The sequence below is a fragment of the Virgibacillus flavescens genome (assembly GCF_050574275.1).
Classification (GTDB): Bacteria; Bacillota; Bacilli; order Bacillales; family Amphibacillaceae; genus Virgibacillus_F; species Virgibacillus_F flavescens.
The window spans coordinates 2,435,598-2,450,378 of sequence record NZ_CP192260.1; the positions used below are offsets into that span (position 1 = coordinate 2,435,598).

Genomic DNA, 14,781 nt, shown 5'->3' on the forward strand with positions numbered 1-14,781 from the left:
TAAATAAATCTCCACAAAAAAATGAAGATCCTTTTTTAAAGGACCTTCATTTTTTAAAACTTATTATTAATTATTCTGAGGCAACATCTGCATATTTATATTCAAAAGTTGCGCCGAATGGGTTTACATAAACACCTTTGATTTTTGGAGAAACCAATTGTGCTCTTGAACTTTGGAAGATAGGTGCTATAGCTGCATCCTCAAACAACATTTTTTCAGCTCGTAAGAAGTTATCATATCGTGCTGGATTATCCTGCGATAGTGTTGTTGCAGTTTCCTGAACTAACTTATCATACTCTGGATTTGAATAGCCCATTGCATTGTTTCCGCTATCTGTCGTCCATAAATTCATAAATGTAAATGGATCTAGGAAGTCTGGACCCCATCTGGAAATTTGTAATTCGTAGTTCATATTTGTATCTAAATCAAGTCGTTGCTCTTTTGGAACTTGTTTTAAGTTAATCGTTAATCCTTCTAGATTAGTCGAAAGTTGATTAGCAATATATTGCACCATAGTTTTGGTTGTTGCGTCATCATCTGTTAATAATTCAAGTTCTATCGAATCTTTACCGATCTCTTCTAACCCCTTTTGCCATAACTCTTTTGCTTTTTCAAGATCATACGTTACTAGATCTCCACTAACTTCACGGAAATCATCACCTGACTCTGGCATTGGAGTAAAATCAGCAGGTACAAGCCCGTTCGCTACTAGTGAACCATTGTTAAGGATTTCATCAACTAATGCTTGTTTGTCGTATGCTCTACTGATTGCTGCTCGAATATTTTTGTTAGCAAGTGCTTCCGTTGTTTCCTGATTGAATTTTATGAAATAAACAAATGTATCCGCTGTAACTGTATAATCTTCATGAGATTTATACTGATCAACAAGATCAGAAGTTAGCGTAACACGGTCAACTGCACCAGAAGTATATAAATTCACTGCAGTTTGTGGATCTTTTATTACTTCAAATGTTAACTTATCCATTTTTACTACATCATCATCCCAGTAATCTTTATTTTTAACAAGATCCCATGAGCTACTTGTACTTTCCCATTCCCCCATTGTGTAAGGGCCATTTGCCAATAAAGTTTCAGAGCTGGTAGCGAACTTATCACCTTGTTCTTCAACAAATTTCTGATTTAATGGAAAGAATGTGCCAAACGTAGTAAGTGATTCAAAATAAGGTGTTGGATTTTCAAGTTCTACAACAAATGTATAATCTCCATCTGCTTTAACACCAAGTTCCTCAGGTGCCATTTCTCCTGAACTTACTGCTTCAGCATTTTTGATAACGCCATTCATCATGTAAGGTCCATATTCAGAACCAGTATCAGGATTTACTGCACGCTGCCAAGCATAAACAAAATCATTTGCAGTTACAGGCTCCCCATTTTGCCATACAGCATCTTCACGTAAAGTAAAAGTCCATGTAAGTCCATCTTCACTTACTTTGTGTTCTGTAGCAATTCCGGGTGCTGGCTTTGCTTCTTCATCCAATCTGTATAGACCTTCCATTGTCGCAGCCAGATAAATAAAAGATGATTCATCTGTAGCAAGCGAAGGATCCATAGATGGGATAGTTTCAGGATTAGTAAAATTAAGTACTTTTTCCCCTTCTTCTGTTGAACCTTCTGTCTCTTTTTCAGTGTCTTTATTACTGTTATTGTTGCATGCTGCTAATACACTAAGAAATAGACCAAGTACTAATAATAATGTCCAAAGTTTTTGCTTCACTTAATAGACCCTCCTATAATTTGTATTGAAATACCTATAGTTATTATAACTTCACATTAGCAATATTGCAAAGAGTAATTAATTTCTAACAATTACTTTTTGCATGTCTATTTAGTACTGAACTTCAAGGAAATCAATGCAAACATATAATTATTATTATCTATAAGGTAGCGGATTATGCATATTCGTACTTCTTCTTATTTCAAATTCAACTGAAAATCTCTAGTATTTATGCTATAGTATATTGGTAGGAAATAGAATATAAATCTGTATTTTGCAGGAGAGGTTCTAGCTACACCCTCTATAAAAAACTAAGGATGGAACTGTACCTTGCCTTAGGTATAGTTTTTTTGTTTTGGGGTGTGAATAAATCTCTTCTTCAATAGCGAAGGAGAATTTTTTTATGGGAAAAAATAATAAAGCATTAGTGGTATTTAGCGGAGGTCAGGATAGTACTACCTGTTTGTTTTGGGCATTGACAAAATACGATCAGGTGGAGGTTGTTACCTTTGACTATAATCAACGACATAACGAAGAAATTGAGGTTGCAAAGGAAATCGCAAATGATATGAATGTAAAACACCATGTACTTGACATGTCTTTACTCGGACAGCTGGCACCAAACGCTTTAACACGTAATGATATAGAAGTAAAAGATGGCGAAGACGGAGAATTACCTTCAACTTTTGTACCTGGACGAAACCTCCTCTTCCTCTCTTTTGCTGCCATACTGGCAAAACAGATTGGAGCAAAACATATTATAACAGGAGTTTGTGAAACAGACTTTAGTGGGTATCCTGACTGCCGCGATATTTTTGTGAAGTCACTGAATGTAACGGTAAACTTATCGATGGATGAACAGTTTGTGGTACACACGCCGTTAATGTGGCTGGACAAATCAGAAACCTGGGAATTTGCTGATCAACTTGATGCTTTTAATTATGTTCGTGAAAAAACACTAACCTGTTACAACGGTATTCGGGGAGACGGGTGTGGTGAGTGTCCGGCGTGTAAACTTCGAAAAAATGGACTTGACTCTTACCTCAAGAAAATTAGTGAGGTGAACGTCTGATGTACGGATTTACAATTGTAGAAAGCTTGCAGAAAATGAATGAAGATATCAAGTTGCACGAATTAAAATATCATAAGAAGCGAGTAATTGTAAGTAAGGAGTTCACCTTTGATGCGGCCCACCACCTTCATTGCTATGAAGGGAAATGTAAAAATTTGCATGGTCACACATACAAAGTGATTTTTGGTATAAGTGGCTATGTAAATGAAATTGGAATTGTAATTGACTTTGCAGATATAAAACAGATTTGGAAGAAACATATTGAGGTCCATCTTGATCACAGATATTTGAATGACACACTGCCTAAAATGAACACAACAGCGGAAAATATGGTTGTCTGGATTTATGAAACGATGGAAAAAGCACTTCTTAATGAAGCGAACGACAGCAGAGTAGAATTCGTGAAACTCTACGAGACACCAACCAGTTATGCTGAGGCAAGACGGGAGTGGATGACTCATGAATAAATTTCCTGTACTTGAAATTTTCGGTCCAACCATTCAAGGAGAAGGTATGGTAGTCGGTCGAAAAACGATGTTTGTACGAACTGCCGGATGCGATTACAGTTGTTCTTGGTGTGATTCAGCTTTCACGTGGGATGGCAGCGCTAAAGATGAAATTGAAAGACTCACGGCCGATGAAATTATAAATCGCCTAACAGAAATTGGTGGAAATCAATTTGATCATGTAACAATCTCAGGTGGGAATCCAGCTTTGCTGGCAAAGCTTAATGAACTAGTTGATGGTTTACACAACTTAGGTATGGAAGTTGCGCTCGAAACACAAGGAAGCCGCTGGCAGGATTGGTTTGTATCGATTGACGATTTAACCATTTCACCTAAGCCTCCAAGTTCAAAAATGGATACAAACTGGGAAATACTTGATCATATTACGACCAAGTTGAAAAACAACAATCGAATAAGCAACACGAGTTTAAAAGTAGTTATCTTTAATGATGAAGATTTATCTTATGCAGAAAAGGTTCACGAACGCTACCCTCATATCTCTTTCTTTCTGCAGGTAGGGAATGATGATTTAGAAGAAGGTCAACCATCTAATCTTGCCAGTCATCTATTGACTAAATACGAATGGCTGATTGATAAAGTGGTTGATTCATCTAAATTGAATCATGTTCGTGTATTACCGCAAGTCCACGCCCTGATTTGGGGCAACAAACGCGGTGTTTAAATATAGTGTCCATACCCTTTGCAATGGGAATGGACACTTTTCTATTGGCACACGGATCTAATATGTGCTTTTTTTTAGATGTTTGCTTCCTTCGCGTACACTTAGCTTTGCAAGTGTATTGTTTTCGATAAAGTGCTTTACGGAAGCTGGATTTGTTTTAGCGTACTCTCTCAAGGCCCACCCTATTGCTTTCTGAATAAAAAAATCTTTACTTTCCGCATTTTGTTTGATGTATTTATAAAGAAGCAATTCATTTGTTTTCTCTTTGAACTTCAACTGAAAAAGAATGGATGTTCGATTTAACCACATGTCATCACTATATGCCCAACCGTCAATTGTCTCAGGAATAACTTCTGGAAATTCCCCTGCTATTTTAGCTACAGAATTTGGAGCAATTCCATCGATTGTATCCCACCAGGATTTGGTTATTATTAACTTTTCCAAAAGAAGCAGATGATCTTTTTCCAGCTTTATTAATGATCTGCCAATATAGTCCAAAGCTGCATATTGATACTCCCTTTCATTTTTTCCCCACAATGCACCTACATAATCTTCGTTAAATGGTTCTTTTAAAATTTCATTATTTTTGTAAAAGTAGTTTAATAGTTGCTTTCTTTCAGGAGTTTTAATACCCAGAAACGGGAAATGCCCCTTCATATATTTCATCATAGGTTCAGCTTGTTCCTTATTACGTTTTGCTTCAAATAATAATGTCAGATTTTCTGCATTGTTCAATTTCATACATCCTCTCGTTGCTTAATAAAATAAGGTAAACCCAATTAGTATAATCATAATGTCAGCACAAACATGGATTACCCAGGATGCCCAGATTGTACCATTCTTTTCATTCACTTTATGGAAGACCATGCCAATTGCCCATAACCCTAAAAAGCATACAAAAACTAACAATGGACTAAACCAAAAGATTATCATCGGAATATGATAAGAAGAAAATAATAGTGGGCCGTAGATGTATCCCCATTTTCTTGGCAAATGAAAGAATATGAACCCCCTGAAAAAGTACTCTTCTAAAAATGAATTCCCAAAAGCCACATAAATTCCAACAAAAATAAAACCTGTTTTGGTTATGCCCAGCCGGTTAACTAGATCTTCCTTAATTCTATTCATATCTAGAATTGGATTCAAAAGTAAGTATGCAAAGTATATGGAACCAGCTGAGGCTAATCCAAGTAAAAGTACGCGAATCCATTGTTTCCTAGTCATTTTATGAATGTTAACCGGATCCTTGAATCTGAAATCTTTAAACAGGATGACATACCCTAAAATAATGACAAAAAAGAATCCTATTTTAAACACGGTTTTTATTCCATAATTAATCTCAATTCCGTGTTCGAAAAAATGCTAATAGCGCACATGTGAACAAGGTACTTACTATTATGTATAAAGTCCTCATTAACTCTCACCACCAATTTTCAGAAACAAACTAACTCCTTCAATTCTATCATTATACTAAACCAATGTATCTGGAAATAAAATTGCTATCAGGTGTGCAGTTAATTAATACTCGACATCCACATTTCTTTAAGAGATTGGAGCGGATGGCAGTCGACTCCTGCGGGAGGAAAGGCATAGGTGAGACCCCGGAGTGCGGTAGCACGAGGAGGCTCACCAGCCGCCCTAAGGTGCGCGACTGCCATCCGTGGAAATCACGCCGCTGTTACATCGCAGTTTATTTCTGAAGATATCTTGTAAGTCTGCACTTGTAAGTCTGCAATAGAAAAAATTCGAAAGTTACGGCGCAGTATAGAGATTTTGTGTCAACTACAATAATGGAGTGCAGGCTAATTTAACTGTTTTAGGGAGACTTATTTCAGTCTGCGAGAGGAGAGTTATTATTGTTAAATCTCCCTCTATCATAAAAGTGGTTCATATCTTCTTCCGGCACTAATGCCCCACCGGTTGCCCATGCAATGTGCGTAACGTTATCAGCATTTAAATTATTTTGTTGTAAATAATTCGAATGCAGTACTTTAGAAGGACCCAATAATCCTGCTGTGGCTGAAGGCTCAAGATAAATATTTTCTTTATCGGCAAGCATGATGAGTAATTCAAACAGTTTATCGTCTTCTAATGTGTATATACCACTAATTAAATGGTTACTAATCGGAGTGGCAAATTTTGACGGACGCCCTACAGCTAAACCGTCCGCTTCTGTCTTATTATCTAGACCGAAATCCTGTACACTTACCTTTTCCATCTTGCCAGTCAGTAATCCTATTAATACCGACGGTGAATGCGTGGGTTCCACAAAAAAACAGTGGACATTGTCACCATATATTTGTTTTAACCCGAAAGTAACCCCGCCAGGTGAACCTCCAACTCCACATGGTAAATAAACAAACAAGGGATGGTCAGCGTCAACTTTAATATTTTGGTCATCGAGCTGTTTTTGCAAACGGAGTGCTGCAACACTATAGCCTAAAAATAAATGCTTTGAATCTTCGTCATCAACAAAGTATCCTTTAGGATCAGCACTAGTTTTTTCTCTCCCTTTTTTAATTGCTTCACTAAAATCACCAGAGAATTCAAGTACATTTGCACCTTTCGCACGAAGTAAGTCTTTCTTCCATTGCTTTACATCGGCAGACATATATACAGATACTTGAAAACCTAATTTCGCACTTATAATTCCTATACTTAACCCTAAATTTCCAGTCGACCCGACACCAATTGTAAATTGGTTAAAAAACGAATTAAATTCATCGCTGTCAAACTGAACGTAATTACTTTCTTTTGATAAAAGCCCTTCTTCCATCGCTAAATTTTCAGCATAATGCAGGACTTCGTATATACCACCTCTAGCTTTAATTGAACCAGCAATTGGTAATTCATTATCACATTTTAAGTACAATTCACCACCAGAAAGTGATGAATATCGGTTTTCATATTCCTGTTGAAAAAAATTCACTCGTTTAAGCGGTGATTCAATTATTCCATTTGTTTTAACTGTCTCTGGAAATGCTTTTTCTAAATATGGTGCAAAGCGCAACCAAAGACTTTCCGCTTCATTCATATCTGTTTTAGTTAAAGAAGGATTATGAAAATCATTCATCTTTTTTCTATTCGAATTTAACCAGACCACTGGCTCGACGTTAATGATTTTGTTCAATAGGGGTTTTTTTTCTGAGTAATATTTAATTTCCTTTTCTGTATACACCAGTTGTTCCACCTTTCACTGCACATACCAGTAGTATACCTTACTATTTTCATAAAAATCCATAGTTCAGTATCTTATATTAATTTCCCTTATGGATGCAAGGCACTGCTTACTGTACTGTAATGTACCACTTCTGTCTCCCTTTTTACAACTGGTCGTCATTGTTGTCAGGAAAGTGCATGCAAGGCGAAATACAAGAAAAAAGTAAAGTGACATTTCATGTTCGGTTAAACATGAAATGTCACTTGATAACTTATAATCCACCAGAATGATTCGAGCTTGAATCCTGATGTGCTTGTTGTTCTGCTCTAATCTGGGTTGTACTTCTTTCTCCTGGTCCTCCAACAAAGCGACCTAGAACAAATGCCAGAATAATTATGAAAGCAATAATTCCCCAGAAGATCCAGCCGAGTAAAGTCAATGCAGTCACCTCCACCTGTTAAATATACCTTAGTATTATATACGTTTACGAACGAATAAAGTTTCAATTTTCTTTCATTTAACAATTTATTTTGGTGAGATGAGCTGTTTTCTTTCATTAAAAAACGTTTGATAGGCAAGATGCAAAAAGATAACAACAGTTAACGATACCGTACCAGCGATTCCCAGCATGATTGCTATTTGATACTCAACCGCTACAAGTGGAGAAGTTCCAGAGATGATTTGACCAGTCATCATACCGGGTAAAAATACGATTCCCATTCCAACCATCGCATTAATTGTTGGTAACATTGCAGAATCAAACGCTTGATTAATAATATCTTTTGATGCTTCTTTTGGTGTAGCTCCAAGCATTAGCGCGCCTTCCACTTTTTCTTTCTGCTCCCGCATTCCTATTAAAAGATTGTTTACGCCAAGCGATATACCTGTCATTGTTTTTCCAATAATCATTCCGCCGATCGGAATAAAGTACATGGGGTCGTACCAAGGATCAAGCTGCAATACCACTAACATGAAAAAGATTAAACTGATACTAAGTCCTATCATCATTGCTAATGCGATCATCTTTTTAATAGAGAGACCGATTGTTTCTTTCGTCCTTTGATAAACATTAAAAACTGCAAAACTTAACATAAACAAAATAATTCCTACAGTAAGTAATGGATGAGGATGATCAAAGATGAAAATAAGTACATAACCAACTAAAATTAACTGAAGTGTCATCCGGATTGTTGATATGACAATTAGCTTTTCACGTGGGATTTTTTTAATTTTAACAATAACTATTAGTAGTACAACAAAGACATACGCAGCAAGTAACTGCCAAAAACTGAGATTAACTGCACCTGCATTCTCCATTACCCAAATCCTCCATTATCGTTATTAATACTATAATTATCCATATAAATTATGTTCTCACTAATTTGTTCAGCTAGTTTCTTATCATGCGTTACCATAATGACAGTTTTATTAAGCTCCTTCGTCCGTTTCATGAAAGCTTTAATTACATCAGATGCTGTCTCGTCATCTAAAGATGAGGATGGTTCATCTAAAAGATACACTTCTGCGCTCATGAGCAAACCGCGAGCTAACGCCAGGCGTTGTTTTTCTCCACCTGATAAATCTTTTGCTACCGTGTCCAGTCCTTTATTTAATCTCATTAACTGAAGGGAATTCTCCAGTTCTGCATCAGACGCAGCTTCGTTCTCGCTAAACTTCAAGCCAACCAGTAAATTTTCTTTGACGGTCCCTTCATATATCACTGGTGATTGCGGGACCATTGTAACATTGCGCCTCAGTTCAATTGGATCCAGGGATTGAATGTTTTCATTTTGAAAAAATATTTCTCCTTCATCTGGATTATCCAAGTTATTTAAAAGACGCATGAAAGTGGATTTACCACTGCCACTTTGACCAACAATGCACGTTACTTCTTGGGAAGGAATTGTCAGTTCGCTGATCGCTATAATAGTTTCTACTTTTAAGTTTTTAATTATGAAAGACATTTCGACCTCCTATTTATTCAATAAACCGTTTATTTTATTTTGTAGTTTAGTATGATAGGTATCGCTTAAAAATTCTTTACCACCACGGAGGATCTCTCTTGCATATAGTGCAGTTGGGGGAGTTTCATCTTCCTTTTGAGTTCCAATAAATGTAATTGCTCTCTTAATTTTACCACTGATGACAACATCTATTATAGCAGGTCTGTAGGCAAATGAATCCACCCCCTCACGGTGATAAAGGTATTTGATTGCTTCAAGTGATACCTGATACACTTTTCCTTCTACCGTTTCATTTTTAGTTTCTACAATATCTGCTTTACCTCCGTCGTTTGAATCCCTCGAGAATTGCAGTTCATACCCATCGAGCGAACCACATCCAAGGACATCTTTAAAATGATGGTCTACCTTTTGCAAAACAAATCGTTCATCATCCATACAGGAACCATAAGCGAAATAAAGCAGCTCAAGTTCATTGAGGTACTTATGTACGTTCCAGTCTCCAGTTTCTATCCATTTTTTGGAATTAATTAATGATGTACCACCTACATACGTTATTGCTTTCATACAGTGGCCAATATCGTTAACAACATCTACATGGACTCTTTCGAATAAATTGTTAGTATCATTCTTTTTATACCCTTCCAATTCATCTATTAATTCCAATTGATTCTGAGTTACTTCGTAAAGCTCTCCGTAAACATTCGTATCACCGCCCTGTACTAGTACAGGATAACCGTTACCTGTGTCATATAACGAACCCTCAACCCAACACTGCTTGTTAATCTCTTTCGCATCGCCTAAAAGCGTGTGGTTTTGTTCATTTTTTCGCAGCGTACCGTAAACAAATAGTATCGGCATTTAAATTCCTCCTAATGAAATATCATATTCTAATTATAATGAAAATCTGTTGTAATGAAAGGATTCTGCATACCCTCCCTCATTTCTTATATACCCCCACTCCCTATGTAGATTATTGGTAGGGGTATATGCATATACCCCTTAAATAGATTAGAATCATATGCCGATTTTTTAACCAAAAGAAAATGGATAAGGGTTAACCTCATCCATTAAGCTTGAAATTATATTAATTTTGCTAAATTATTATAATTTAATTCTCTTAGTTTATTACTAATTAAAATATCATCACAGTTCCATAGTGCTTCTTCTAATTCACAACTAATGGGTACATCACATTTAATTTCGGCTAATTGTCTTGATAAATGGAGCATATCTATATTATCGCGAATTTTTGTTTGAATGCCTTTTGGCAACTTATCTACGTTTTGAAGAAGATTGTCAATCGATTCGTACTCCTGGATAAGTTTTAAGGCGGTTTTTTCGCCAATGCCTTTCACACCCGGATAGTTATCAGCAGTATCTCCCATTAGAGCTTTCATATCAACTACCTGCCGTGGTACAATTCCTTTTTTTTCAAGAAAATTCGTATGTGTAAACACTTCATAGTTACCTTGTCCTTTTTTCATAATTGCGACCTGAATACCTTCGTCTACTAATTGAAGCATATCATGATCCCCAGTTAGAATCATCACTTCATTTTCTTCGGCAAATTCTCTTGCCAGTGTACCAATGCAATCGTCAGCTTCATAATTTACAAGGCCAACGTTCGGGATGGTAAACACATCCATGACTTCCTTAATTCGATCAAACTGCGGAATTAATTCTTCTGGTGGCTCAGAACGATTTCCTTTGTAAGCTGGCAGCATTTCGCTTCTGAATGTCTTGCTTCCCATATCCCAGCAGCACACCACATGTGTTGGATTAAACGTCTCAATCGCGTTAAGCATATACCTTAAATACTGGTGCATACCATTTGTAGGTATGCCGTCACTATTCCGCATGAAATTGCCTTTGAAAGATGTAGCAAAAAATCCTCTGAATAGTAATGCCATTCCATCAACTAATAAAACTGTTGGTTTCCCCATATAACTATTCCTCCTTCTTATCTATCTTCATACCTTTTCATAATAATGGAGAGTTCATTTTCTTTCCTGTTTAGTTCTAGTTCATTGTTTTTGTTCGATAGTATATGAAGCAAACCGTCGATATACGAACCGATACTTTCTTTATTAGCTTTTTTTAGACGGTTCATTACGCTTGACCATTGATCTGCATATGCTTCTATCATTAACTTTTTGTTAGCAGCAATATATTTATCAGCTTGCGGTTGAAGGATTGAAAAGATGGATTCCTTGATTTGTTCCTTCTCATTTTTTTCAAAAAATGATTTTGTACCTTTGTATGTTGTTAATGCTTTATTAAAAACGGTTAATTCTAGTTCATTAAACGCTTGATTAAATTCTGGAGTTAATAATTCAACTTCATTATCGTTTGGTAAGGAGAAATCGCCGTCAATCTTTTTAACCTTGTCGCTAAGCAGGTTATTAATTTCCCCAACTTGTTCACGGATTAATGATTCGACTCGCAAGGCCACTGCCCTTAGTTCTTGCAGAAGCTCATAACCGACATAATCCAATAACTCTCTCATACTACTTTCCATTTGAACTCTACCTGCTTTACCTGACTCTCGAATGGTAGTGGGGTTAAACATTTCTTTAAACATATCATGAAAGCGAATAGCTAACCGATCTAATACATAATACAATTGCTTATCAATTTTTTGTGAAATTGCTTTCAAATAGGAATCATCATTAAAAGTATCGATAACCTGAAACACATTATCTTTTTTCTCGAGTAAGCTTTCTTTTCGTTGCATTTTATTCTGCTCAGACATCTTAACAGAAGATACGTAGCTCTTAATAGACGTATAAGCACGATCCATGTCCCATAATGCGGACTCAATACTGAGCTTTGTTAGATCATGATGTATAAACTGGTAAAACTGATTTTCAAAATGATACATATAATCATTCAAGGATTCTTTTGCGAGCTTGTTAGCTAACGCAGTGCGGCTCGAAATTGGAAATAACTTCGGAAAACGTATTCCTAATTGTAATAATTGTTCATTGACATAGTTTTCAACTAATGTAAGCTCTTGTTTATCTTCTGCCAAATCAGCTGCATTGATAATAAAGAACATCTTATCGAGCTCAAAAGATTCTTTCACACGCCCCAGTTGCATAAGAAAATCTTTGTCAGCTCTGGATAATGCATGATTATAATATGTTACATAAAGTATAGCATCTGCGTGCTTAATATAGTCAAATGCAACATTTGTATGTCTCGCATTAACAGAGTCAGCCCCAGGCGTATCCACTAACGTAATTCCCTGCTGCGTAATGTGGCAATCATAGTATAGGTCAATGGATTCTACAAAACAAGCTTTCGTTTCATCTGTTACGTAAATGGAAAAATGATTCACATTTGATTCGATTTGCTCACCTATGTGGTTTTTCATGAATTCATAACCTTGAACAATTGCCTGCAGGTATTGCTGTTGTGTTTTTGGTAATTCACTAATATCTGATGTGACCAGCCAATTATACAGATTTTCCAGAGACTCAGTTTCTGGCCCATAACCTTTTAATAATGCGAGACAATCTTTAATGATCGTAGGTTCCTTTTTTAATGTAACTATGACAGAACCATGCTGATTTGTCCGCGTAACGGGAGCAACTCGGTTAATTGCAGCAGTAGTAGGATTTGGCGAAACTGGTAAAACTGAATCGCCAATTAAAGCATTAGCAAAAGATGATTTACCTGCACTGAATGCGCCGAATAATGTAATGGTAAAAGAACGGTTTGATAACTTATCCCGTTTATTTTTCAGTTCACTTATGATTTGATCAAAACCAGGAATCGAATCGGTAACTTCGATCGTTTGATTTATACTATCTACTACACGCTCAACTGAAAAATTGGCTGTATCTCCGTCCGTCTCGTTATTTTGAATTAACGCAGAACTATTCTCTTTAACATTAACTGATAATGGTGTGTCCTGTTTAGTTACGTTTGAACGTTCTTTCATACTTTCTTCTAATTTAATTTGGTCATTGCTTGCTGGACTCGGATTTAAAAACGTTTCTGTTAATTTTTTAATTTGTTTATCATAATCGTTTTTTAGGTCAGCAATTTTGTTATTTGCTTCAGTTGCATTTTCCAGTTTGATTAATTCACTTTGCAGCGTTTGAATTTGTTCCGAATTCTGATCCTTGATACGTAAAAGTAAGCTTTCTTCTATTTTAATCGTTTTCTTTTTATATTTTTCTTTAATTTCATTACTTACATCTGTCGTATAATTTAGTAACGATTTTCCGTTAACAGTTGCTCCAGGATTAATTAGAGATTCAAGGTCTTCATCCGTAAAATCGATAGATAGGTTCTGCACCTCCTGGATTGATTGTGGATCCGTCACATGGTAATCCTTCATTAACTGCACTATTTTATCGCGAATCTTCCATTGAATAAATTTTTCGCTGTTTTCCAGTAAAGGATGTAGAAAATCGTTAAGTCGACGATTCCTCTCAGTCTCGGTCTTCTTTTTAGAACCAATTAAACCGATTTTGAATTCAGGCTGTCGGGATTCTAAATATGCTGTCGCTTGATCACGAAGAGTTGCTGGCATAATATAAGCATTTTGCAGAGTCGAATTTATGACTTGATGGAATTCTTTATCAAATTCATTCGCTCTATTTCTCAAGTTAGTTATCTCACTTTTGATTTCTGCCGTGCGCTCTATATTTGATTCGAAATCATCCGTTTCAGATTTAATGGTTTCAATTACTTCATTGTGCTGATCTTCCACAAATTGAGTATGATCTTCTATTATTTGTTTTACCGATCTGTCTAACGAATAATAAGCATCTTTTTTTGTTGTTACTAATTCATTTATAAATCTTTTCAAATCATTAAATTGATTTGTGCTGATGGATTCATTCTTTAATGAAGTATAAAACATACTTTCTGGATATATTTCCCATTGATCAAACGTTTGTTTGATTTTGTCTTTATATGTCGAAAACGCGAGTTCATCGTCATTATGCTTGTCGATTTGATTAATTATCAAAAAGAAAGGTATATTTTTCTCTTGGATTCCTTGTAAGAATTCCAGGTTAACCTCCGATTGTACATGGTTGTAATCCATCACATAGAAAATAACATCGACTACGTGTAAGGACCCCTCTGTTAGTAAACGGTCAGCATCGTCTGCTGCATCAATTCCAGGAGTATCCATAATTGCAGTATCAGGAGGAAGAATAGAATCAGACGAACTTATCTCTATCTTTTTAATAGTATCCTTATCCTGGCAGTACGCTTTAATAACGTTAATGTCATAAGGTTCACTGTATTCAATTGTATTCTCTTGATGAAAGTGCACACGAACAAATCCGTCGCCTGTGTTTAACTTAACCAAATTAGCGCTCGTAGGTATTGGGCTTTGGGGCAACATCGACTTTCCTAATATTTCATTAATGATCGACGATTTACCAGCAGAAAAATGACCGGCAAAACTAATAATGAACTCGTTATTATTCATTTTTTCATATAAATCAAGTAAATTCTCTGCTTGTTTCGCATCGCCTTGATTTAGAAATAATGTATATAAGGACGCAAAATGATCCTTCGAAATAGGTTGATAGTGATCCTTTAATATATCCAAAATGGTACAAATCCCTTCTAGTTGTGCAATTCATATACATTCATTATACGGATTGTTGACTGCAATTTCTAGAAATTTCGACAA

At 36.0% G+C, this 14,781-nt stretch carries 13 protein-coding genes and 1 riboswitch; of the genes, 3 read left to right on the forward strand and 10 right to left on the reverse strand.

The features are described 5' to 3' along the window. Positions 1-70: 70 nt before the first annotated feature. Positions 71-1,735, reverse strand: coding sequence for a peptide ABC transporter substrate-binding protein (locus VBD025_RS11800; protein ID WP_430785685.1), 1,665 nt, complete (start codon positions 1,733-1,735; stop codon positions 71-73). A 276-nt stretch (positions 1,736-2,011) separates the two neighbouring features. After that, positions 2,012-2,056, forward strand: a riboswitch (PreQ1 riboswitch). An 82-nt stretch (positions 2,057-2,138) separates the two neighbouring features. On the opposite strand from VBD025_RS11800, the gene queC reads away from it, so the two are divergent. From queC to queE, 3 genes are read left to right on the forward strand one after another with little or no spacing between them, the layout of a single operon-like run. Continuing rightward, positions 2,139-2,807: a 7-cyano-7-deazaguanine synthase QueC gene (gene queC, locus VBD025_RS11805; protein ID WP_430785687.1), complete on the forward strand. Its 669-nt coding sequence runs from the start codon at positions 2,139-2,141 to the stop codon at positions 2,805-2,807. Further along, positions 2,807-3,274 carry a 6-carboxytetrahydropterin synthase QueD gene (gene queD / locus VBD025_RS11810; RefSeq protein ID WP_430785689.1) on the forward strand — a complete coding sequence of 156 codons (468 nt, stop codon included), beginning with the start codon at positions 2,807-2,809 and terminating at the stop codon, positions 3,272-3,274. The genes queC and queD overlap by 1 nt, the downstream gene beginning before the upstream one ends. Then, a complete protein-coding gene (queE, locus tag VBD025_RS11815; protein ID WP_430785691.1) occupies positions 3,267-3,995 on the forward strand; it encodes a 7-carboxy-7-deazaguanine synthase QueE in 729 nt (242 codons plus the stop codon). Before queD ends, queE begins: the two co-directional genes overlap by 8 nt. A gap of 57 nt (positions 3,996-4,052) precedes the next feature. Here the strand turns inward: queE and VBD025_RS11820 are convergent, their stop codons facing one another. The 9 genes from VBD025_RS11820 to VBD025_RS11860 form a co-directional block, all read right to left on the reverse strand. Continuing rightward, on the reverse strand, positions 4,053-4,736 hold the full coding sequence (locus tag VBD025_RS11820; protein WP_430785693.1) for a DNA alkylation repair protein: 684 nt from the start codon (positions 4,734-4,736) through the stop codon (positions 4,053-4,055). Positions 4,737-4,751: 15 nt separating this feature from the next. Further along, complete coding sequence (locus tag VBD025_RS11825) at positions 4,752-5,312, reverse strand: CPBP family intramembrane glutamic endopeptidase (RefSeq protein ID WP_430785695.1); 561 nt, start codon at positions 5,310-5,312, stop codon at positions 4,752-4,754. Between the two features lie 514 nt (positions 5,313-5,826). Continuing rightward, positions 5,827-7,176, reverse strand: coding sequence for a D-serine ammonia-lyase (locus VBD025_RS11830; RefSeq protein WP_430791382.1), 1,350 nt, complete (start codon positions 7,174-7,176; stop codon positions 5,827-5,829). Positions 7,177-7,426: 250 nt separating this feature from the next. Beyond that, complete coding sequence (locus VBD025_RS11835; RefSeq protein ID WP_430785697.1) at positions 7,427-7,594, reverse strand: hypothetical protein; 168 nt, start codon at positions 7,592-7,594, stop codon at positions 7,427-7,429. A gap of 86 nt (positions 7,595-7,680) precedes the next feature. Continuing rightward, positions 7,681-8,472, reverse strand: a complete 792-nt coding sequence (locus VBD025_RS11840) for an ABC transporter permease (RefSeq protein ID WP_430785699.1) — start codon at positions 8,470-8,472, stop codon at positions 7,681-7,683. Beyond that, the gene (locus tag VBD025_RS11845) at positions 8,472-9,119 is read right to left on the reverse strand and encodes an ABC transporter ATP-binding protein (protein ID WP_430785701.1); all 648 of its coding nucleotides are present in this window, start codon (positions 9,117-9,119) and stop codon (positions 8,472-8,474) included. The genes VBD025_RS11840 and VBD025_RS11845 overlap by 1 nt, the downstream gene beginning before the upstream one ends. A 9-nt stretch (positions 9,120-9,128) precedes the next feature. Continuing rightward, on the reverse strand, positions 9,129-9,977 hold the full coding sequence (locus VBD025_RS11850; protein ID WP_430785703.1) for a gamma-glutamylcyclotransferase: 849 nt from the start codon (positions 9,975-9,977) through the stop codon (positions 9,129-9,131). 221 nt (positions 9,978-10,198) lie between these two features. Beyond that, positions 10,199-11,062: a 5'-3' exonuclease gene (locus tag VBD025_RS11855; protein WP_430785705.1), complete on the reverse strand. Its 864-nt coding sequence runs from the start codon at positions 11,060-11,062 to the stop codon at positions 10,199-10,201. A 17-nt stretch (positions 11,063-11,079) separates the two neighbouring features. After that, positions 11,080-14,697: a dynamin family protein gene (locus VBD025_RS11860; RefSeq protein ID WP_430785707.1), complete on the reverse strand. Its 3,618-nt coding sequence runs from the start codon at positions 14,695-14,697 to the stop codon at positions 11,080-11,082. Positions 14,698-14,781 lie beyond the last annotated feature (84 nt).

What these genes read in the sequence shown, in the direction of transcription:
- queC (WP_430785687.1), top strand. Translation starts at nt 2,139, where the DNA reads ATGGGAAAAAATAATAAAGCATTAGTGGTATTTAGCGGAGGTCAGGAT.
- VBD025_RS11845 (WP_430785701.1), bottom strand. Translation starts at nt 9,119, where the DNA reads ATGTCTTTCATAATTAAAAACTTAAAAGTAGAAACTATTATAGCGATC.
- VBD025_RS11850 (WP_430785703.1), bottom strand. Translation starts at nt 9,977, where the DNA reads ATGCCGATACTATTTGTTTACGGTACGCTGCGAAAAAATGAACAAAAC.
- queD (WP_430785689.1), top strand. Translation starts at nt 2,807, where the DNA reads ATGTACGGATTTACAATTGTAGAAAGCTTGCAGAAAATGAATGAAGAT.
- VBD025_RS11840 (WP_430785699.1), bottom strand. Translation starts at nt 8,472, where the DNA reads ATGGAGAATGCAGGTGCAGTTAATCTCAGTTTTTGGCAGTTACTTGCT.
- queE (WP_430785691.1), top strand. Translation starts at nt 3,267, where the DNA reads ATGAATAAATTTCCTGTACTTGAAATTTTCGGTCCAACCATTCAAGGA.
- VBD025_RS11855 (WP_430785705.1), bottom strand. Translation starts at nt 11,062, where the DNA reads ATGGGGAAACCAACAGTTTTATTAGTTGATGGAATGGCATTACTATTC.
- VBD025_RS11820 (WP_430785693.1), bottom strand. Translation starts at nt 4,736, where the DNA reads ATGAAATTGAACAATGCAGAAAATCTGACATTATTATTTGAAGCAAAA.